This window comes from Bradyrhizobium sp. SZCCHNPS1003, from assembly GCF_032381555.1.
Taxonomy (GTDB): domain Bacteria; phylum Pseudomonadota; class Alphaproteobacteria; order Rhizobiales; family Xanthobacteraceae; genus Bradyrhizobium.
In genome coordinates this window covers 176,166-192,695 of the sequence record NZ_JAUHIU010000010.1, presented here as the reverse complement: position 1 = coordinate 192,695, position 16,530 = coordinate 176,166, and the positions used below count along the sequence as shown (strand labels likewise).

The 16,530-nt window shown below is 66.8% G+C and carries 14 protein-coding genes; 5 read left to right on the top strand and 9 right to left on the bottom strand.

Annotated features, from left to right (window positions below):
- Positions 1-47: 47 nt before the first annotated feature.
- Complete coding sequence (locus tag QX126_RS18450) at positions 48-2,549, bottom strand: TonB-dependent receptor (protein WP_315782777.1); 2,502 nt, start codon at positions 2,547-2,549, stop codon at positions 48-50.
- A 180-nt stretch (positions 2,550-2,729) separates the two neighbouring features.
- Complete coding sequence (locus QX126_RS18445; RefSeq protein ID WP_315782775.1) at positions 2,730-3,107, bottom strand: hypothetical protein; 378 nt, start codon at positions 3,105-3,107, stop codon at positions 2,730-2,732.
- Between the two features lie 466 nt (positions 3,108-3,573).
- On the opposite strand from QX126_RS18445, the gene QX126_RS18440 reads away from it, so the two are divergent.
- A complete protein-coding gene (locus QX126_RS18440) occupies positions 3,574-4,065 on the top strand; it encodes an ATP-binding protein (RefSeq protein WP_315771462.1) in 492 nt (163 codons plus the stop codon).
- Positions 4,066-4,212: 147 nt separating this feature from the next.
- On the opposite strand, the gene QX126_RS18435 is transcribed toward QX126_RS18440, so the two are convergent.
- Together QX126_RS18435 and QX126_RS18430 are read right to left on the bottom strand one after the other, a co-directional pair.
- A complete protein-coding gene (locus QX126_RS18435; protein WP_315782773.1) occupies positions 4,213-4,944 on the bottom strand; it encodes an alanyl-tRNA editing protein in 732 nt (243 codons plus the stop codon).
- 175 nt (positions 4,945-5,119) lie between these two features.
- Complete coding sequence (locus QX126_RS18430) at positions 5,120-5,845, bottom strand: hypothetical protein (protein WP_315777085.1); 726 nt, start codon at positions 5,843-5,845, stop codon at positions 5,120-5,122.
- A 60-nt stretch (positions 5,846-5,905) separates the two neighbouring features.
- Between QX126_RS18430 and QX126_RS18425 the strand changes: the two genes are divergently transcribed.
- A complete protein-coding gene (locus tag QX126_RS18425; RefSeq protein ID WP_409999108.1) occupies positions 5,906-7,456 on the top strand; it encodes a flavin-containing monooxygenase in 1,551 nt (516 codons plus the stop codon).
- Between the two features lie 212 nt (positions 7,457-7,668).
- Here the strand turns inward: QX126_RS18425 and QX126_RS18420 are convergent, their stop codons facing one another.
- Positions 7,669-8,121: a MarR family winged helix-turn-helix transcriptional regulator gene (locus QX126_RS18420; RefSeq protein ID WP_315782890.1), complete on the bottom strand. Its 453-nt coding sequence runs from the start codon at positions 8,119-8,121 to the stop codon at positions 7,669-7,671.
- 101 nt (positions 8,122-8,222) lie between these two features.
- Between QX126_RS18420 and QX126_RS18415 the strand changes: the two genes are divergently transcribed.
- The 3 genes from QX126_RS18415 to QX126_RS18405 all read left to right on the top strand — a co-directional run bounded on the left by QX126_RS18415 (position 8,223) and on the right by QX126_RS18405 (position 11,482).
- Positions 8,223-10,145: an FAD-binding monooxygenase gene (locus QX126_RS18415; RefSeq protein ID WP_315782771.1), complete on the top strand. Its 1,923-nt coding sequence runs from the start codon at positions 8,223-8,225 to the stop codon at positions 10,143-10,145.
- A gap of 136 nt (positions 10,146-10,281) precedes the next feature.
- Positions 10,282-10,527, top strand: coding sequence for a PilZ domain-containing protein (locus QX126_RS18410; RefSeq protein ID WP_315712872.1), 246 nt, complete (start codon positions 10,282-10,284; stop codon positions 10,525-10,527).
- An 85-nt stretch (positions 10,528-10,612) separates the two neighbouring features.
- On the top strand, positions 10,613-11,482 hold the full coding sequence (locus QX126_RS18405; protein ID WP_315738962.1) for a tetratricopeptide repeat protein: 870 nt from the start codon (positions 10,613-10,615) through the stop codon (positions 11,480-11,482).
- A gap of 82 nt (positions 11,483-11,564) precedes the next feature.
- Here QX126_RS18405 and QX126_RS18400 read toward each other — a convergent pair whose 3' ends face one another.
- The 4 genes from QX126_RS18400 to cpaB are packed head-to-tail and all read right to left on the bottom strand — an operon-like array spanning position 11,565 to position 15,903.
- The gene (locus QX126_RS18400; protein ID WP_315782769.1) at positions 11,565-12,833 is read right to left on the bottom strand and encodes a CpaE family protein; all 1,269 of its coding nucleotides are present in this window, start codon (positions 12,831-12,833) and stop codon (positions 11,565-11,567) included.
- On the bottom strand, positions 12,830-13,567 hold the full coding sequence (locus tag QX126_RS18395) for a CpaD family pilus assembly protein (RefSeq protein WP_315782768.1): 738 nt from the start codon (positions 13,565-13,567) through the stop codon (positions 12,830-12,832). The genes QX126_RS18400 and QX126_RS18395 overlap by 4 nt, the downstream gene beginning before the upstream one ends.
- Before the next feature lie 33 nt (positions 13,568-13,600).
- A complete protein-coding gene (locus QX126_RS18390; protein ID WP_315738957.1) occupies positions 13,601-15,070 on the bottom strand; it encodes a type II and III secretion system protein family protein in 1,470 nt (489 codons plus the stop codon).
- A 17-nt stretch (positions 15,071-15,087) separates the two neighbouring features.
- Positions 15,088-15,903, bottom strand: a complete 816-nt coding sequence (gene cpaB / locus QX126_RS18385) for a Flp pilus assembly protein CpaB (protein WP_315771449.1) — start codon at positions 15,901-15,903, stop codon at positions 15,088-15,090.
- Positions 15,904-16,530: the final 627 nt, after the last annotated feature.

Genomic DNA, 16,530 nt, shown 5'->3' with positions numbered 1-16,530 from the left:
CTCGCCCGGTCCCGCTGGCGGGACAGGGCGAGATGCGAATGCCGGCGTCAGAATTCCAGGTTCGCACCCAGATAGAACGAACGTCCGGGACCGGGAACGGCGGTGCCCCACATCGTCGCGGTGCCCGATACGCCGCCGCCGGTGGCAGCGACGGTGCCGGCCTCCTTGTTGAACGACATCGATGCGCCCTCGCCGATATAGGCGCCGCCGAGCGGCAGGTAGTAGAGCTTGTTGAACAGGTTCTCGACGCCGAAGCTGATGCGCAGCTTCTGCCAGCTGTAGTTGCTGCGCAGGTTGACCAGGCCGTAGGCCGGGGTCTTGAGCTCGTTGCGCGCGACGGAGACGTCGGACTTGCGGCCCACCATCACCAGCTCGAGGCCGCTGTCCCAGCCGTCGAGCCGGTGCGTGAGCGTCAGCTTGCCGTTGATCGGCATGATGTTGTAGAGGCCGCCTCCGGTGTCGAGGTTCCTGCCGTTGGTATAGCTCAGGACTCCTTTCAGGCCGAAATCGCCGATCGGCGTCCTGCCCAGCGGCACCTTGCCGGACAGATCGAAGCCGTACAGCCGCGCCTGCTGGTTCATGTATTTCATGATCACGAACTGGTTGGCGACGGCAGGCGCGGCAGCGGTGTTGGTGGCGGCCTTCCACTGCACCGCATCGATGTAGTCGCGCACATGGGTGTAATAGGGTGTGAGCCGTATCTCGGCCTCATGGTCGGCGCTGTGCCAGGCGCCGGTGAAGCTCACGGTATGGGCGACCTCGGGTCTCAGATTGGGGTTTCCGAGATAACCGTTGCCGTCGCCGACGAAATTGTTCATCTCCAGCGCCATGGTGTTGCGCGACCAGGAATAGCGTTCGTACAGATTTGGCGACCGGGTCTTCTGCATCGCGCCGAACTCGAAGGTGAGATGGGCGCTCGGCGTATTCCGGAACAGCGCCGTCAGATCGACATTGTTGTCCTTTCGCGAGCGATCCATGGCGTTGAACGCCGCGCGGGAGCCGACCGAGCTCGTCTCGTACATGCCGGACATGAACCCCGATGTCAGCGGCGTGGTGCTGGTGTTGTAGCCGACGACCGGTCCGGTGTCGGTCTCGACGCGTTCGAACCGCACGCCCAGCAGCGACAGCCAGGACGGGCTCCACTTCGCCTCCCACTCGCTGAACACGCCGGCCCGGTCGCGCTTGCCGCCGTTGATGTTCCAGAACGTCAGCGGCGCCATGCCGCCGATGCAGTTGCCGACGCCGCAATCGGGGGCCGGCGGCCACCAGTCGTCGAGACGATAGGTCTGCAGGTCGACGCCGACGCGGACCACGTCGCGGGGCGACAGCGTGATGTCGGCCTTGGAGGTCAGGCCGTTGGTCTTGGTGCGCGTATACATCGGCATGCCGTTGACCGGATAGCTCGCACCCGTCGTGTTCGGCGGGCGCAGCGTGCCATACGAGAGCAGCCGATCGCCGCCGAAGTTCATGTAGTGATCGACGGACTGGTGATAGAGGCGGGTGTCCAGATCGCCCCAGTCGAACCGGCCGAGATGGTGCAGGTTGAGGCTGTAGGCATCGTTGCCCAGCATGTCCATGCGCTGGTTCGGGTAGAGCTGATAGGGGACCTCCTGCACTCCCGCCTTCAGCTCGATGAGCTGGCCGTCCTTGCTCCAGGCGATGCCCATCAGATGATTCCTGGTCTCGTAGGCGGATGAGCCGACCTGATCGAGGGGAAGCACCGGCGTGATCGAACTCCTCAGGGTGAAGTTCTTGAAGTTGCCGCCGGCCGTATAGTTGTCTGCCTTGACCGCAGCGCCGCTGTAGCTGACGCTGTAGTTCTCGGTGGCCATGGTGGCCGACAGGTTGACGCCGCGCACGTTGCCGTTGCTGCGGTAGAACGTGCCGATGCTGCCTTTGGTCAGCAGGCTCTGCCCCGGCGCCGCGAACAGGGCCGCCGGCGAGCTGACGGCGACGGTGCCGCCGATCGAGTCGCCGCCGACGCTCACGGGAGTGATGCCCGCCCAGACCTTGGCTGCGGCGACCTGGGCCGGATCGATGTAGGACAGCGCCGGATTCATGTGATTGGGACATGAGGCGATGGTGTCCATGCCGTCGACCTTGATGCGCAGGCGGTCGTCGGCGAGGCCATGGATCGCCGGCAGGCTCGAGACCCCGCCGGCCGAATAGAGGCTGACGCCGGGTACATCGGCAAACAGCGCAGCGGTGTCGTTCGTGATGGCGCGCTTCGCCAGGATGTCACCCGGCGCAACCGAAGTGGCGCCGGGAGGCGAGGCGACGCCGTCGGATGAGGTCGCCTGCGGCGGTGGCGCGCTTGCCGGATTGGTCGTCGCCGCATGTGCGCCCCTGCGGCGGACGGCCGTTCGGGCGGCCGGGCGGGGCTGCGGGACAGTGACCGTCACCTGCGGCAGCGTGGCGGCAGAGCGAGCCCGCGATGGGTCCTGCGCAAGCACGGGGCTCGAAAGGGCGAATGCCAGCAGCGCAGGCGATGTCAGCACGGTGGTCGAGCGGAGCAACCGCCGCCGGACGGGTGTCGAACATTGGTCCATGATGGGATCTCGGAATAGGAATGGGAGAGGCGTCTGGCGGCGAGCGCGCCGTGGCCCCGTGAACATGTCGCGACGAGGCGGCTGCGGGCACGGCTGCGGCGACCGCCGGACGGCAGCCCACAGCGCGCGCGGACGAGACCGGCCGCATCGTGACGGGATGAGATGTCTGGAGTGATCGGCCTAGACGGCCGCCGGTGGTCCGCGAGCGACCGGCAGTTCGAGCGCGGGCCGGAGCGCCGCAACGACGTCGATCCGCTCGATCAGGATCGCCACGACCACCGGCATCGGCCGCGCCACGGCGGGTACGTGCGGGACGGTGACGCCGCGCCCGAGCGCACAGAACGGACAGCTCGCGCATTGCTTGGCCGCAGTGCCGATATCGTCCGACGGCGGACCATCGGTGGAGCTCTGACAGATGATGGCGGTGTCGGGAGCCGCAACCGCAGCGCTCATCGCGGAGAGCGCCAGCACGGACTGGAAGATCAGGGCCCATGCCGCGAACCAGACGAGAGCGGCGCCGAGCCGCGACAGCGCTGCACGGCGCCGCGCCGAGCGCATGCGCGCCTCACGTCGTCCTGATGCGATGCCTTGTAGTTGACGCCCCTGACGAGCCACCGACTGACGCCCCCGTCCCTCGCAACTACCTACAGGAGCGGACATCCGGTTGGCAATGGACGACACGCGGCCGGCTCGACTCCCGTCGCAGTGGATCAATTCGGCCACAGTGAAGTGACTTCAACTCATTCGCGAGCGGCCGGCGCGACTGAAACGCGCGCGGGCCATTCTTGCGAGTCGAACTCAATCGCGGCGCGGTCTCGCGACGGATGACGGCCGGGCCTGGACGCCGTCAGCGACATCTGTCAAATATAGCCTCATGACCTTCCGCATTCGCATCGCAGGCGCTGCCGTCAGCAGCCGAATTACCGACCCGGCCTGATCCGTCGGGCCGGGCGCTTCTGCCTGTGAGAATTGCCTGTGAATGCTCTTGGCGCCCGAAGAGGCGCCGTATGCGAGGTCTGTATCCGTGTCTCCCAACCAACCGACGCTGCACCTCGTGTGCGGCAAGATCGCTGCCGGCAAATCGACGCTCACTGCCGCGCTCGGCCGGCGCTCAGGCACCATCGTGATTGCCGAGGATGAGTGGCTGGCGCGGCTCTATCCCGGCGAGCAGAGCACCCTGGCCGACTACGTGCGCAATTCGTCTCGGCTGCGCAGCGTGATGGGGCCGCACGTCGTCGCGCTGTTGCGAGCCGGCGTTTCGGTCGTGCTCGACTTCCCCGCCAACACGCCGGCGAGCCGCGCCTGGATGCGCAGTCTGTTCGAAGCCGCCGGCGTGCCGCACCAATTGCATCACCTCGACGTCCCCGACGAGGTCTGCAAGGCGCGGCTGCGCGCGCGCAACGCAGAAGGCCGCCACGCCTTCACCGTGACCGACGAGGAGTTCGACCTGTTCACCTCCTACTTCGTGGCGCCGACCCCGGAGGAAGGATTCGACGTGATCGCGCATCGGACGTGATGCCGCTCGCAATAAACAGAGCGATCGTCAACGTGCTCGTAGCCCGGATGAGCGAAGCGACATCCGGGTTCACCGGCACACTGCGTGAGACCCCGGATGTCGCTTCGCTCATCCGGGCTACGCGTCGTGAGCCGCTGCAAGTCGCTCCTAAGCGCTCTGCATTCCGATCCTGAAGCGCCGATTCTGCCGGCCCTTGTTGTCGACCTTGAGAATGCGGATGGGCCGCGCCTGCGCCGTCGAGACCAGATGCGTGCCGCCGCAGGCTTGGCGGTCGAGGCCGTCGATGTCGACGATGCGGATCAGGCCGTCGGCCTGGCGTGGCGGGGCGACGGATTTGGCGCGGAACAGGCCAGCGGTCGCCTGCGCCTCGTCGTAGCCCATGTCGAAGGCGCGGACCGGGCGGTCGTCGGCGATCGCGGCGTTGACCGCATCCTCCACCGCGCGCAACTGCTCCGGTGCGACCTTGGGCAGGTCGAAGTCGACGCTGAACTCGTTGGTCTCGGTCATACGGACGCCGGTCAGCAGCGCGCCGTCGAACAGCGTGTAGACGGCACTGTTGACGAGATGCGCCACCGTGTGCTGCTCGCTCATGCGCTGCCGGAACGCCGGATCGACGCGCAGCTCGATCGCCCCGTCCGGGATGGCGTCATCACCGATCAGGTGCCAGATGCCGTCGGCGGTCGGCTCGAACCCGGTGACGACGCGGACGATCCCGTTCCACGCGATCGTGCCGCGGTCCGGCAACTGGCCGCCGCCGCCGGGATAGAACGGCGAGCGCGCCACCAGCACCGCGCCGGGGCGCGCGTCGAGCGCGGTGATGTCGAGATCCAGCACGTCGGGACGATCGACAGCGAAAGGGCGGGGCAGGAAGTCGGTCATGCAGAACGGCTCGCAATCGCATAGCCCGGATGAGCGGAGCGACATCCGGGTTCATCGAGACGGCGAGTGAGGCCCCGCATATGGCTGCGCTCATGCGGGCCACGAAGCTACGACGATACGCAGCATCGCGGCGCTGCGCAAATGGCCGTTCCTGTCTCGGCCGCAGCGCCGGGTCTCAGCGGCATGCCGCCACCGTGAACCACGCCATGCGAAACGCGCCATCGCCCAGGCGCAGGCACACGGTGTCGCCCGGCTGCAACCTTTCGTACAGCGCCTGCGCAACATGTGCATCGGTGGTTCTCGCGAACGGGCCCCACGGCTCGAGCGTCACCTGATGCGTGGCGAGCCGGCTATGGCCGAGATGCTTGGCGAGCACACGGCTGCGCAGCAGCGCCGGCGCCGAGCGGTCGAGCGCGGTGTTGAACTGGCCAAGCGCCCCGAACGCATAGGCGGCGACGAAGAGAGCGGCGAGCAGCAGTCGCCAGCCGCGGCGGCGGAACTGGGTTTCGAACCGCGCGGCGACGATGAGGAAAATGATCGCGACCGCGGTCGCGAAGGCCGTCAGCGGCAGCCAGTCGACGAGGTTGATGTCCGACAGCGTGCGCGCGGCGAGCGTGCCGGCCGCCACGATGCAACCGGTGCCGAGATTGGCGCCGTAGCCGGAGCCGAGGCCGATGCGGAACCGGCCGGGAAAGCGCAAGGTGAGGACGAGCGCCAGCAGCGGGATGACGGTGACGACCGCGATCAGCTGGCCGGCCGGAAAGCTCGGGAAGAGCGACCAGGCTGCGAGCCCGATTGCGAACAGCGAAAAGCCCAGGGCGATGCGCTGCGACGGCGCGCCACTGCCGTCCCGGCTGTCGCTGTCGCCGGGCCTGTCGTCGCGCGGGTGGGGAGCGTTCATCACCAGATCCGTATCGAGGGTGTTTCCCGCTGATAGCGAAGGAGGGTTGACCGACGACGAATGCGCCGGCGATTTGACAGCGACGAGCCGGGTTGCGACTGTCCGCAGCCAGAGCAAGAAAGCCGCACCAGGAAACGCCAGGAACACCTCATGTCAACAGAGCATGTCGACGTGCTGATCGTCGGCGCCGGGCTGTCCGGCATCGCCGCCGCCTATCATCTGCAGCACAAGTGCCCGGGCAAGCGCTTCGCGATCCTGGAGGGGCGGGGCGCGATCGGCGGCACATGGGACCTGTTCCGCTATCCCGGCATCCGCTCCGACAGCGACATGTACACGCTCGGCTATTCGTTCAAGCCGTGGACCGATCCGAAGGCGATCGCCGACGGGGCGCAGATCCTGAAATATGTCCAGGACACCGCGACCGATAACGGCATCGACCGCCACATCCGCTTCAACCATCGGGTCCGGCGCGCGTCGTGGTCGAGCGCGGACGCACGCTGGACCGTCGAGGCCGAGCGCCGGACGGAGCAGGGCACGGTCGAGACCGTGCGGATGACCTGCGGCTTTCTGTTCATGTGCTCCGGCTACTACCGCTACGAGTCGGGCTATCTGCCGGACTTCAAGGGCATGGCCGATTTCAAGGGCCGCATCGTGCATCCGCAGGCCTGGCCTGAGGATCTCGACTATGCCGGCAAGCGCGTCGTCGTGATCGGCTCCGGCGCGACCGCGGTCACATTGGTGCCGGCGATGGCGAAGTCCGCCGCGCATGTGACGATGCTGCAGCGCTCACCGACCTATGTGGTGTCGCGCCCGGCGCAGGACGCGCTCGCCAACAAGCTGCGCCGGCATCTGCCCGCTGGCCTCGCCTATCACCTGATCCGCTGGCGCAACGTGCTGTTCGGGATGTATTTCTTCCAGCTCAGCCGGCGCAAGCCGCAGCGGGTCAAGCAGCTGATCCTGGGCGGCGTGCGCGCCGCGCTGGGTCCCGATTACGACGTCGCCACCCATTTCACGCCGCGCTACAATCCGTGGGACCAGCGGCTGTGCCTGGTGCCGGACGGCGACCTGTTCAAGACCATTCGCGAGCAGCGCGCCTCGGTGGTGACGGCCGGGATCGAGACCTTCACCGAGCGCGGCCTGCGCCTCGCCGACGGCCGCGAAATCGAGGCCGATATCGTGGTCACCGCGACCGGGCTGGTGCTGCAGGTGCTCGGCGGCATCGAGGTTGTCGTGGATGGCCGCACCGTCGATTTCGCGAAGACGCTCAACTACAAGGGCATGATGTATTCCGACGTGCCGAATCTGGCGGCGACGCTCGGCTACACCAACGCGTCCTGGACGCTGAAATGCGATCTCACCTGCGAATATGTCTGCCGGCTGCTCAACTACATGGACCGGCACGGCTACCGCCAATGCGTGCCGCACAATGACGATGCCAGCGTTACGCCGCTGCCGTCGCTGAGCTTCAGCTCCGGCTATGTGCAGCGCGCGGTTGCCGACCTGCCGAAGCAGGGCTCGAAGCGGCCGTGGCGGCTGTACCAGAACTACGCCCTCGACATCGTCTCGCTGCGCTTCGGCAAGGTCGACGACGGCGTGATGCGGTATTCGTGAGGGCAGGGAGAATCGGCAACGTGGTGTGAGTCTGCGTCGAGATCTCTCCACGGCGTCATGGCCGGGCTTGTCTCGCCCATCCATGCCGACATCCCGGCAAGCACGACGTGGATGTCCGGGACAAGCCCGGCCATGAGCAACTAGGTGGCAGTTCGCCCGGGGGGAAAGGCACTTTCGGCCTGCGCCCCCACGTCCGAATGCAATGCCCTCCATCACCGCTCCGCCGCCCCCTCCCGCAGCGGCGCGCGGCTGAGATCGTTGCCGGCGGCGATCGCCTTCTGCATGAGGCGGATCAACTCCTTCGCCTCGGCCCCGCTGAGGCCGCGCACCATCAGCCGCTGCGCTGCCTCGACCGCCGGCGTGATCGCCTCCAGCGTCCTTCTCCCCTCATCGGTGATCAACAGCTCGCGTGACCGGCGGTCGCGCGCGCTCGCACGGCGGACGACGAGGCCCTTCTGTGCGAGCCGGTCGATCACGCCGGTGATCGTGGTGCGGTCATAGGCGATCAGGCCAGCGAGCGTGATCTGGTCGATGGCCGGGTTGGCCGCGATCGCGGCCAGCGCCGCGTATTGCACCGGCGTGAGGTCGAAGCCGGCCGCTTCCACCTCCGCCAGGAACACCGCCACGGCGATCTGCTGAAACCGGCGTGCCAGGTGCCCCGGCATGTCCCGCATCTCGGTCAATTCGAATCTCCTGTCACCAGCTTGACAAGTATACTGATGATCAGCATACTGATCAATAAGGAACAGCGAGGGAGGGTGGTCACGTGCAGTTTCATCTCAATGGCTTCCAGCCGGGCGATCCCGAGATCTTCGACGCGGCCGAACGTGTCGCGAGCGCCGGCGCGACCAGCCCGCTGCCGCCCGAGGCCGATGTCCTCATCGTCGGCTGTGGCCCCGCCGGGTTGAACCTCGCTGCCCAGCTTTCCGCTTTTCCGGACATCAGGACCTGCATCGTCGAGCAGAAGCCGGGCCGGCTGCTGCTCGGCCAGGCCGACGGCATCGCCTGCCGCACCATGGAGATGTTCCAGGCCTATGGTTTTGCCGAGAAAGTGCTGAGGGAAGCGTGCTGGATCAACGAGACCACGTTCTGGAAGCCGAGCGACCAAGACAGCAAGCATATCGCGCGCAGCGGTCGCGTGCAGGACGTCGAGGACGGCCTGTCGGAGATGCCGCATGTCGTGCTCAACCAGGCTCGGGTCCACGATTTCTTCCTGGACGTGATGCGCCGGTCGGCCGCGAAGCTCGAGCCGCATTACGCGCGGCGGCTGCGTGATCTGCGGATCGATCCGGCCGTAGGCGTCGATGCGCACGGCGTGACCGTCAGCTTCGACCGCATCGACCCGGAGCATGAAGGCCAGGTGGAGACGGTGCGCGCGCGCTACGTCGTCGGCTGTGATGGCGCGCGCAGCGTCGTGCGCAAGGCGATCGGCCGCGAGCTGCACGGGGATTCCGCCAATCATGCCTGGGGCGTCATGGACGTGCTCGCCGTGACCGATTTTCCCGACATCCGCTTCAAGTCGCTGATCCAGTCCGCCAAGGATGGCAGCCTGCTGGTGATCCCGCGCGAGGGCGGCTATCTGGTCCGGCTGTATGTCGAGCTTGCCAAGCTCGAGGTCGGCGAGCGCGTGGCGGGGCGCAACATCACCGTCGACGAAGTGATCGCCAAGGCACGGCGCATTCTCGCGCCATATGCGCTCGAGGTGAAGGAGGTCGCGTGGTGGTCGGTCTATGAGATCGGCCAGCGCATCACCGACAAGTTCGACGACGTGCCGGAGGCCGAGGTCGCAACGCGGCTGCCGCGCGTCTTCATCGCCGGCGACGCCTGCCACACCCACAGCCCGAAGGCGGGGCAGGGCATGAACGTGTCGATGCAGGACACGTTCAATCTCGGCTGGAAGCTCGCCGCCGTCCTGGGCAAGCGTTGCGCGCCGCAGCTCTTGCACAGCTATTCGGCGGAGCGGCGGGCCATCGCCCAGGAGCTGATCGATTTCGATCGCGAATGGGCAGGAATTCTTGCCTCCGCCGCCAAGCAGGGCGGCGCCGACGCGGCCAAGACCCAGGACTATTTCGTCCGTCACGGCCGCTACACGGCGGGCACCGCCACGCACTATCGACCCTCCGTTCTCACCGGCGACGACACCTTCCAGCCGCTCGCCGCCGGCTTCGTGATCGGCAAGCGCTTTCACTCGGCGCCGGTGATCCGGCTCGGCGATGCCAAGCCGGTGCAGCTCGGCCATGTCGTCCAGGCCGACGGCCGCTTCCGCATCTTTGCGTTCGCGGCGGCGGAGGATCCAGCCGCGCCGGAGTCCGCCATCCGCCGCCTGTGCAAATTCCTCAGCGAGGATTCGGCATCACCCGTGCGCCGCCACACCCAAGCGGGCGCCGACATCGATTCCGTGATCGATCTGCGCGCGGTGTTCCAGCAGGGGCATCGCGAGCTCGCGATCGAACACATGCCGGAGCTGCTGCTGCCGCGGAAGGGGCGTTACGGCCTCATCGACTACGAGAAGATGTTCTGTGCCGATCTGAAGAGCGGCCAGGACATCTTTGCGATGCGCGGCATCGATCGCGCGGCGGGCTGCATCGTGATCGTGCGGCCCGATCAGTATGTCGCCGACGTCCTGCCGCTCGACGGCGTCGGGAGACTGTCGGCGTATTTCGACGGCGTGCTGCTGCCGGTCCGCTGAGGCAGGCCGATGGTAAACGAAACCCAAATCCGCCCCTCGGATTTCCAGGCTTTGCGCTAGTCAGATCCCAAGGTTTCCTTGCTACAAACGAGGTCTCCGGAATGGACGATTGAGTGGGTGAGACGTCGAAATGTTGATGTTGGCGAACCGTCGCAAGAGTGAACGTCGGCTGTGCAGGAGGATCGCGAAGATTCACTATGGCAACGGCAGCCTGCCGCGGGACTGCACGGTCACGGATATTTCCGACGGCGGCGTCAAGGTGATCGCCGAATTCGTCGAGATTCCCCCGCAGTTCACCATCGTCTTCGCGCCCGACCACCAGCGCAAGTGCCGGCTGGCCTGGCGCATCGGCTGCGAGTTCGGCGCCGAATTCATCGATTGAGGCGGGCCGGCCGCGCCCGCTTAACGGGACCTTAGGGTTAATCTGCCAGCGTGCAGATCATCTGGTCCCGAAGTAGTTCAGTTGCATGCGTACGCGGCCCCTTCGCTCTCTCCCTCTGCTCCGGCCGGCCGCGTTCGCGCTGTCGTTCACGGCCGTGCTGCTCGGTCTCGGCGCCTGCCAGACCACCGATCTCAGCGAGGTCACGGGGGCACTGGGCGGCAATCCCGAAAAGAGCCGCGCGGCCGCCGCCGACCCGCGCGCCGAGATCGATCAGCTCCGCGAGCGCTTCCGCGCCAATCCCAACGATCCCGAGGTGGCGCTGCGCTATGGCAGCGCCCTGCGCGGCACCGGCCAGCGCTCGCAGGCCGTCGCCGTGCTGGAGCAGGCGAGCATCGCCAGCCCCGGCAACAAGGCGCTGCTGGCGGCCTACGGCCGTGCGCTCGCCGACAACGGCAATTTCCAGCAGGCGTTCGACGTGCTCAGCCGCGCGCATTCGCCCGAGGATCCCGACTGGCGCATCCTGTCGGCGCAGGGCGCCACGCTCGACCAGATGGGGCGCAACGAGGAGGCCCGGCAATACTACATGACGGCGCTGAAGATCGCCCCTGACGATCCCTCGGTGTTGTCCAATCTTGGCCTGTCCTACGCGCTCTCCAACGAACTGCCCAAGGCCGAGGAGCAGTTGCGCAAGGCCAGCGCACACCCGGATGCCAGCCCGCGGGTCCGGACCAATCTCGCCGTCATCGTCGGGCTGCAGGGCCGGATGAGCGAGGCCGAGAGCATCGCGCGGTCGGGGCTGCCGCCGGAGCAGGCCAATGCCAGCGTCGCCTATGTGAAGCGCATCCTGGAGCGCCGCAAGATCGCGCAGCGCGAGCTGTCGCCGCGCCGCGACCGTCCGGTGGCCGGCGAGCCCGACAAGGCGCTGGCGCGGGCGCTCAGCCGGTCCGACGACTAGAGCATGATCCGGAAGAGTGGAAACCGGTTTTCCCTCGCGACAAACGCCAAAGGCGTTTGCGCGGAGATCATGATCTAAGACGCTATTTGGCGCCGAGAAGTTTCGCGATCGGCGCCAGCAGCGAGCCGCGCTGCGGCTTGTGGTCGATGCGCCCGGTGAGCCGGTTCGCGACGTCCTGGAACAGCTTTGGCGTGCGGCTCAGCCCCGATATCTCCGCGATCATCTGGCCGTTGTTGGCGGCGGTGCCGAACAGCTTGCAGTCGAACGGGATGACCGCGACCGGCTCGGCCTCGACGGTCTTGGCGAAGCGCTTCAGGTCGATCTCCGGCCGCTTGGGCATGCCGACCTGGTTCAGGCAATACAGCGGCGGCCGGTCGTTCGGGCGCGAGGCCTTGAGCACGCTCAGGAGATTCTTGGCGTTGCGCAGGTTCGCCAGATCGGGCTCGGCGACCACCAGGATGTCGTCGGCATTGATCAGCGCATGCCGCGTCCAGGCCGACCATTGGTGCGGCACGTCGAGCACGATGCATTGCTGGGTCATGCGCAGGGTGTCGAAGATCGCGTCGAACGCATCGGCGCCGAAATCATAGACGCGGTCGAGCGTCGCGGGGGCGGCGAGCAGGTTGAGATTTTCGGTGCATTTGGCGAGCAGGCGCTCCATCAGCGCCGTATCCGGCCGGTCCGGCTGGAACACGGCGTTGGCGATGCCCTGCAGCGGATCCTGGTTGTAGTCCAGTCCCGCGGTGCCGAACGCCATGTCGAGATCGATGACGACGGAATCCAGCGTCAGGTCGCGCGCCATGCTCCAGGCGACGTTGTGGGCGACGGTGGAGGCGCCGACGCCGCCCTTGGCGCCGACCACGGCGATGATGCGGCCGGTGATGACGGCCTCCGAGGCCGAGAACAGGCTGCAGACCGAGCGGATCACGTCGATGGTCTCGACCGGGCCGATCACATAGTCGTTGACGCCGCGCCGGACCAGCTCGCGATAGGCGACGCCGTCGGACGGGCTGCCGATCAGCACCACGCGGGTGCCGGGATCGCAGACGCTGGCGAGGTCGTCGAGGCCGCCGAGAATGTCGCCGCCGGGCCTGGTCTCGATCAAGATGACGTTCGGCGTCGGCTGCGAGTGATAGGTCTCGATCGCGCGCGGCATGCCGCCCGCCTTGATCGTGATGTGGGCCTTGCCGAGCCTTCGGTCCTGGCTCGCCGCGAGGATCGCGGCCGAGGTCTGGTCGGTTTCGCAGAATGCCTGCACCGAGACGCGCGGGACCGGCGCGATGTGATCGTCGAGGGCCGGGCCGGTGGGGCCGGGCTGCTCATCCTGGCTCTGACGGGACGCGTTGATCATTTGCCTGTATCGCTGAGCTTGGCCTTGTCTGACTCCGGATACGCCACCGCGGTCGACTCGCCCTTGCGGTACTTCTCGAACAGCGCGGAGCGGCGCGGCGTGTAGGCGGCCATCTCCGAGCGCGGCTGCTCGAGATCGGCCGGGTTGTCGATCATCGCAGCGAGGTTGCGCTGCGTGGCGCAGCCGAAATTCTGATAGTGCTGGTTGCTGCTGTAGCCGGGATTGTTGATGTTCGGCCCGAGATCGTCCGGCCACAGCCCGCAGGGACCGGCGACGGCGGCGATCTTCGGATAGCTCAGCCGGATGACGGCGAGCTGCCGCGGATCGTCGGGCATGGTGTTGCGCATCGAGATCGCGTGCGAGGGCACGCCGCCGGCAGTCAGCACGGCTCGGATCTCGCGATAGGCGTCGGCCGCGGCGCGCGCATTCGACGTGCCTGCCGGCACCTCCGCCATGATCCCGCCGGTGCCTTCGCGCAGCCATGAGCGCGCGAGCCCCGCGACGTCCACGCGCTGCTGGTAGGTCAGGCCGCCGCGGCCGCTGCCGATGAAGACGACGGTCGACTGCCGGCCTTCCTCGATCGCGATCGGATGGCGGATCTTGTAGTCGTCCGGGATCGTCGCGACGACCTCGCCGGTGGTGGTGTTGCAGGCGCCGAGCGTGAGCGCCAGCCCCGCGATGGCGCCGATCCGGCGCAGCGTGCGTCCGCCGCCTGGTGTGGATGTTGCCGACATGATCGTTCCCCCGTGCCCCGTCGTCCCGCAATCTCAGTCGATGATGAAGCCGAAGCCGGCCGGCTGCCCCGTGGCCGCGTCGACCCTGGCCGCGATGCCGTACAGCCGGTTCATGCGGCCGAGCAGCGCCGACTCCGAGTCGGTGGCCGGCGCGAAGCCGTCGTCCGGACGCGACAGCTCCTTCTGCGCCACGGCGCGCACGACATAGGGCGTCACCAGCACCATCAGCTCGGTCTCGTTGTTGACGTAGTCCTGGCTGCGGAACAGCTGGCCGAGCACCGGCAGCTGATTGAGCCCGGGCAGGCCGTTGATCGCCTGCTTGGTCTGGTTCTGGATCAGGCCGGCCATCGCCATCGAGCCGCCGGAGGGGATCTCGACCGTGGTCTCGGCGCGGCGGGTGCGGATCGCGGGGATCGTCACCGACGAGGTCGAGGCCGAGGTCAGCGCATACGACACCGTGATCGCATTGTCGTTCGACAGCTCCGACACCTCGGTCATCACCCGCAGGCTGATGCGTCCTTCGCTGAGCACGACGGGCGTGAAGTTGAGCGAGATGCCGAACTTCTTGTAGGTGATCGAGGTGCTGCAGACCCGCGTGGTGGGATCGCAGGAATAGCCGCCGGGAATCGGGAATTCGCCGCCGGCGATGAAGGTCGCGGATTCGCCAGAGATCGCGGTCAGATTGGGCTCGGCCAGCGTCTTGGTCACGCCCGCCGTCTCCATCGCGCGCATCGTCGCCGAGACCGACGACAAGCCGCCGCCGGTGGCGGAGAGGCCGTTGGTGCCGACCAGCGACCTGCCATAGGCGGTGAACGGGTTGGTGTTGTTGAAGTTCACGACAGCGGTGCCGTAGGTCATGCTGGCGCTGAGATCGATGCCGAGCTGCTTGACGATCTCGCGCCGGACCTCCGACACGTTGACCTTCAGCATCACCTGGTCGCGGCCGCGCACGACGATCGAGTTGACCACCTTGTCGGCACCGCCGACGAGGCGAGCGGCGATCTCGCTGGCCTGCTGCGCCTCGACCGGGCTCGACACCGATCCGGTCAGGATCACGCCTTCGCCGACGCCGTCGATCTTGACGCCGGGAATGCTCTGGCTCAGCGCCTGGCGCACGCCGTTGAGATCGCGCTTGATCGCGATGTCATAGGCCGCGACCTGCTGTCCCTCGCCGTCGAAGAACACGACGTTGGTCTGGCCGACCGCCGCGCCGATGATGTAGGCGCGCCGGGCCGAACGGACGACGGCGTTGGCGACCTTGGGATCGGCGACCAGCACGTCCTTGACGTCCTGCGGGAAGTCGACGACCACGGACTTGCCGATGCCGAGCGAGAGGAAGCGAACCTTCGATGACCCGACCGACACCACAGGTGTCTCCAGCCTGTCGTCAGCCGCCTTCACCGGCGTCAGTGCCGGATTGAGCGCGAGGCCGATCACGGCCGATGTCGATAGCGCGCGGACGACCCACGTCCCGAATTTTGCGCGTTGATGCCCACCCATCATCTTCCTCGTCCTTTCGGTCACTTCTGCGCCGTGAGCGAGCTCGTGATCCCATAGCGAATGATCTCGATGGCGCTGCCCCGTCGCGCCATCTGCTGCTGCTGTTGCTGCATCTCGGTCTTGTTGCCGTCGGCGGCGTTCACGTCGGCGATGCTGCGCAGCGCCAGCGCCAGCGAGCCGGCCTGTCGCGCGCGCGCCAGGGTCTCGGCCTGCTCGGGCTTGAGCTCGAGCGTCACCGTCTTGCCGACGACGGTGTTCTGGCCTTCCTTCTCCTTCGGCGCCTGGTCGATCGCGAGCACGCGGACGTTGGAGAGAATGATCTCGGAGCTGACGAAGTCGGCGGCACCGGGCTTGTCCGGATTCTTGTCGCGCTTCGACAGGATGACGTCGACGCGGTCGTTCGGCAGGATGAAGCCGCCGGCGCCGGTCTCGGGCGAGATCTCGGTGGAGATCGCGCGCATGCCTGCAGGCAGGATCGCCGCCATGAAGCCGGAGCCGTCCGCCTTCACCAGCTTCTGCTCGCGGATCGGCTCGCCGATCACGAACGGCGAGCGGGCGATGGTGCCGACCAGCTGATTGGCCGCCTCGGGACGGTCGCCGCGCCGGATGAAGATGTTGCTCGCGGCCTCGGGCCAGGTCTGCCAGATCAGGTCGCCGGGCTTGATCGCCTGACCGAGCCCGATGTCATTCTTGGCGACCAGCACCTCGACCGTCGGCAATTGCACGACCGGCGCCGCCGGCGTCTGCCGCTGGCCGTCGGAATTGCTGACCAGATAGGCCGCAACGCCGCCCGCGCCGAGAGCGATGGTTAACACCACGATGCGTGCGGTCATCATACGCGTGACTACTTTGCTTACTCATACGCCTGGGGCGACGCGCGAGCCGACTGACAGCCGTCCCCCTCACTTACGACTAAGCGGCAATAGTATATGCGAAATTGAACAGCATAGGCGGCAGCCGCTGCCGTGCGGACCGATTGCGCAAGTGGTGAACAGGTTGTTAGCGAGCAAATAGCGAAACGACACGAACGTGTTAGCTGTTTGCTGGCAGCGCGGTTGCGCGCGCTGATAGTTGCTCACCCGATTGAATGAAATTGTGAGTTGCAGTCGCGCCTCGGTGGCCGCGCGTTAGGATGAATCATTGACTAATCACGTTGAACGCGAACGCACGCACATCGTGAGACGGTGTGCGTCGTGACGCGATCGCGCCGCGGCTGATGCGATCAGCCGCGGCCTGGGACGAACACGTGCCGCGCCCCACCGTAATCTGACGGGCCGGCATTTTCAGAAAGCGGAAACGGGTTGGACATACGATTCCGTTGAGCGGGATTTCCGTTTCGGATTCAGATTTCCTCAAGAATTTGCGCGCACGGTCCGGGGCATGGCGGCTTTGCCTATTTCGAGTTAGTTCGACCGAAAATGCACGCAGAAATTGTAACAGGCATATCGTGCCTCGGCGGGGGC

Excerpts from the sequence above, each read along its gene's own strand:
- QX126_RS18450 (WP_315782777.1), bottom strand. The coding sequence starts at position 2,549 with ATGGACCAATGTTCGACACCCGTCCGGCGGCGGTTGCTCCGCTCGACC.
- QX126_RS18445 (WP_315782775.1), bottom strand. The coding sequence starts at position 3,107 with ATGCGCTCGGCGCGGCGCCGTGCAGCGCTGTCGCGGCTCGGCGCCGCT.
- QX126_RS18435 (WP_315782773.1), bottom strand. The coding sequence starts at position 4,944 with ATGACCGACTTCCTGCCCCGCCCTTTCGCTGTCGATCGTCCCGACGTG.
- QX126_RS18430 (WP_315777085.1), bottom strand. The coding sequence starts at position 5,845 with ATGAACGCTCCCCACCCGCGCGACGACAGGCCCGGCGACAGCGACAGC.
- QX126_RS18425 (WP_409999108.1), top strand. The coding sequence starts at position 5,906 with ATGCGCCGGCGATTTGACAGCGACGAGCCGGGTTGCGACTGTCCGCAG.
- QX126_RS18420 (WP_315782890.1), bottom strand. The coding sequence starts at position 8,121 with ATGCCGGGGCACCTGGCACGCCGGTTTCAGCAGATCGCCGTGGCGGTG.
- QX126_RS18410 (WP_315712872.1), top strand. The coding sequence starts at position 10,282 with ATGTTGGCGAACCGTCGCAAGAGTGAACGTCGGCTGTGCAGGAGGATC.
- QX126_RS18405 (WP_315738962.1), top strand. The coding sequence starts at position 10,613 with ATGCGTACGCGGCCCCTTCGCTCTCTCCCTCTGCTCCGGCCGGCCGCG.
- QX126_RS18400 (WP_315782769.1), bottom strand. The coding sequence starts at position 12,833 with ATGATCAACGCGTCCCGTCAGAGCCAGGATGAGCAGCCCGGCCCCACC.
- QX126_RS18395 (WP_315782768.1), bottom strand. The coding sequence starts at position 13,567 with ATGTCGGCAACATCCACACCAGGCGGCGGACGCACGCTGCGCCGGATC.
- QX126_RS18390 (WP_315738957.1), bottom strand. The coding sequence starts at position 15,070 with ATGATGGGTGGGCATCAACGCGCAAAATTCGGGACGTGGGTCGTCCGC.
- cpaB (WP_315771449.1), bottom strand. The coding sequence starts at position 15,903 with ATGATGACCGCACGCATCGTGGTGTTAACCATCGCTCTCGGCGCGGGC.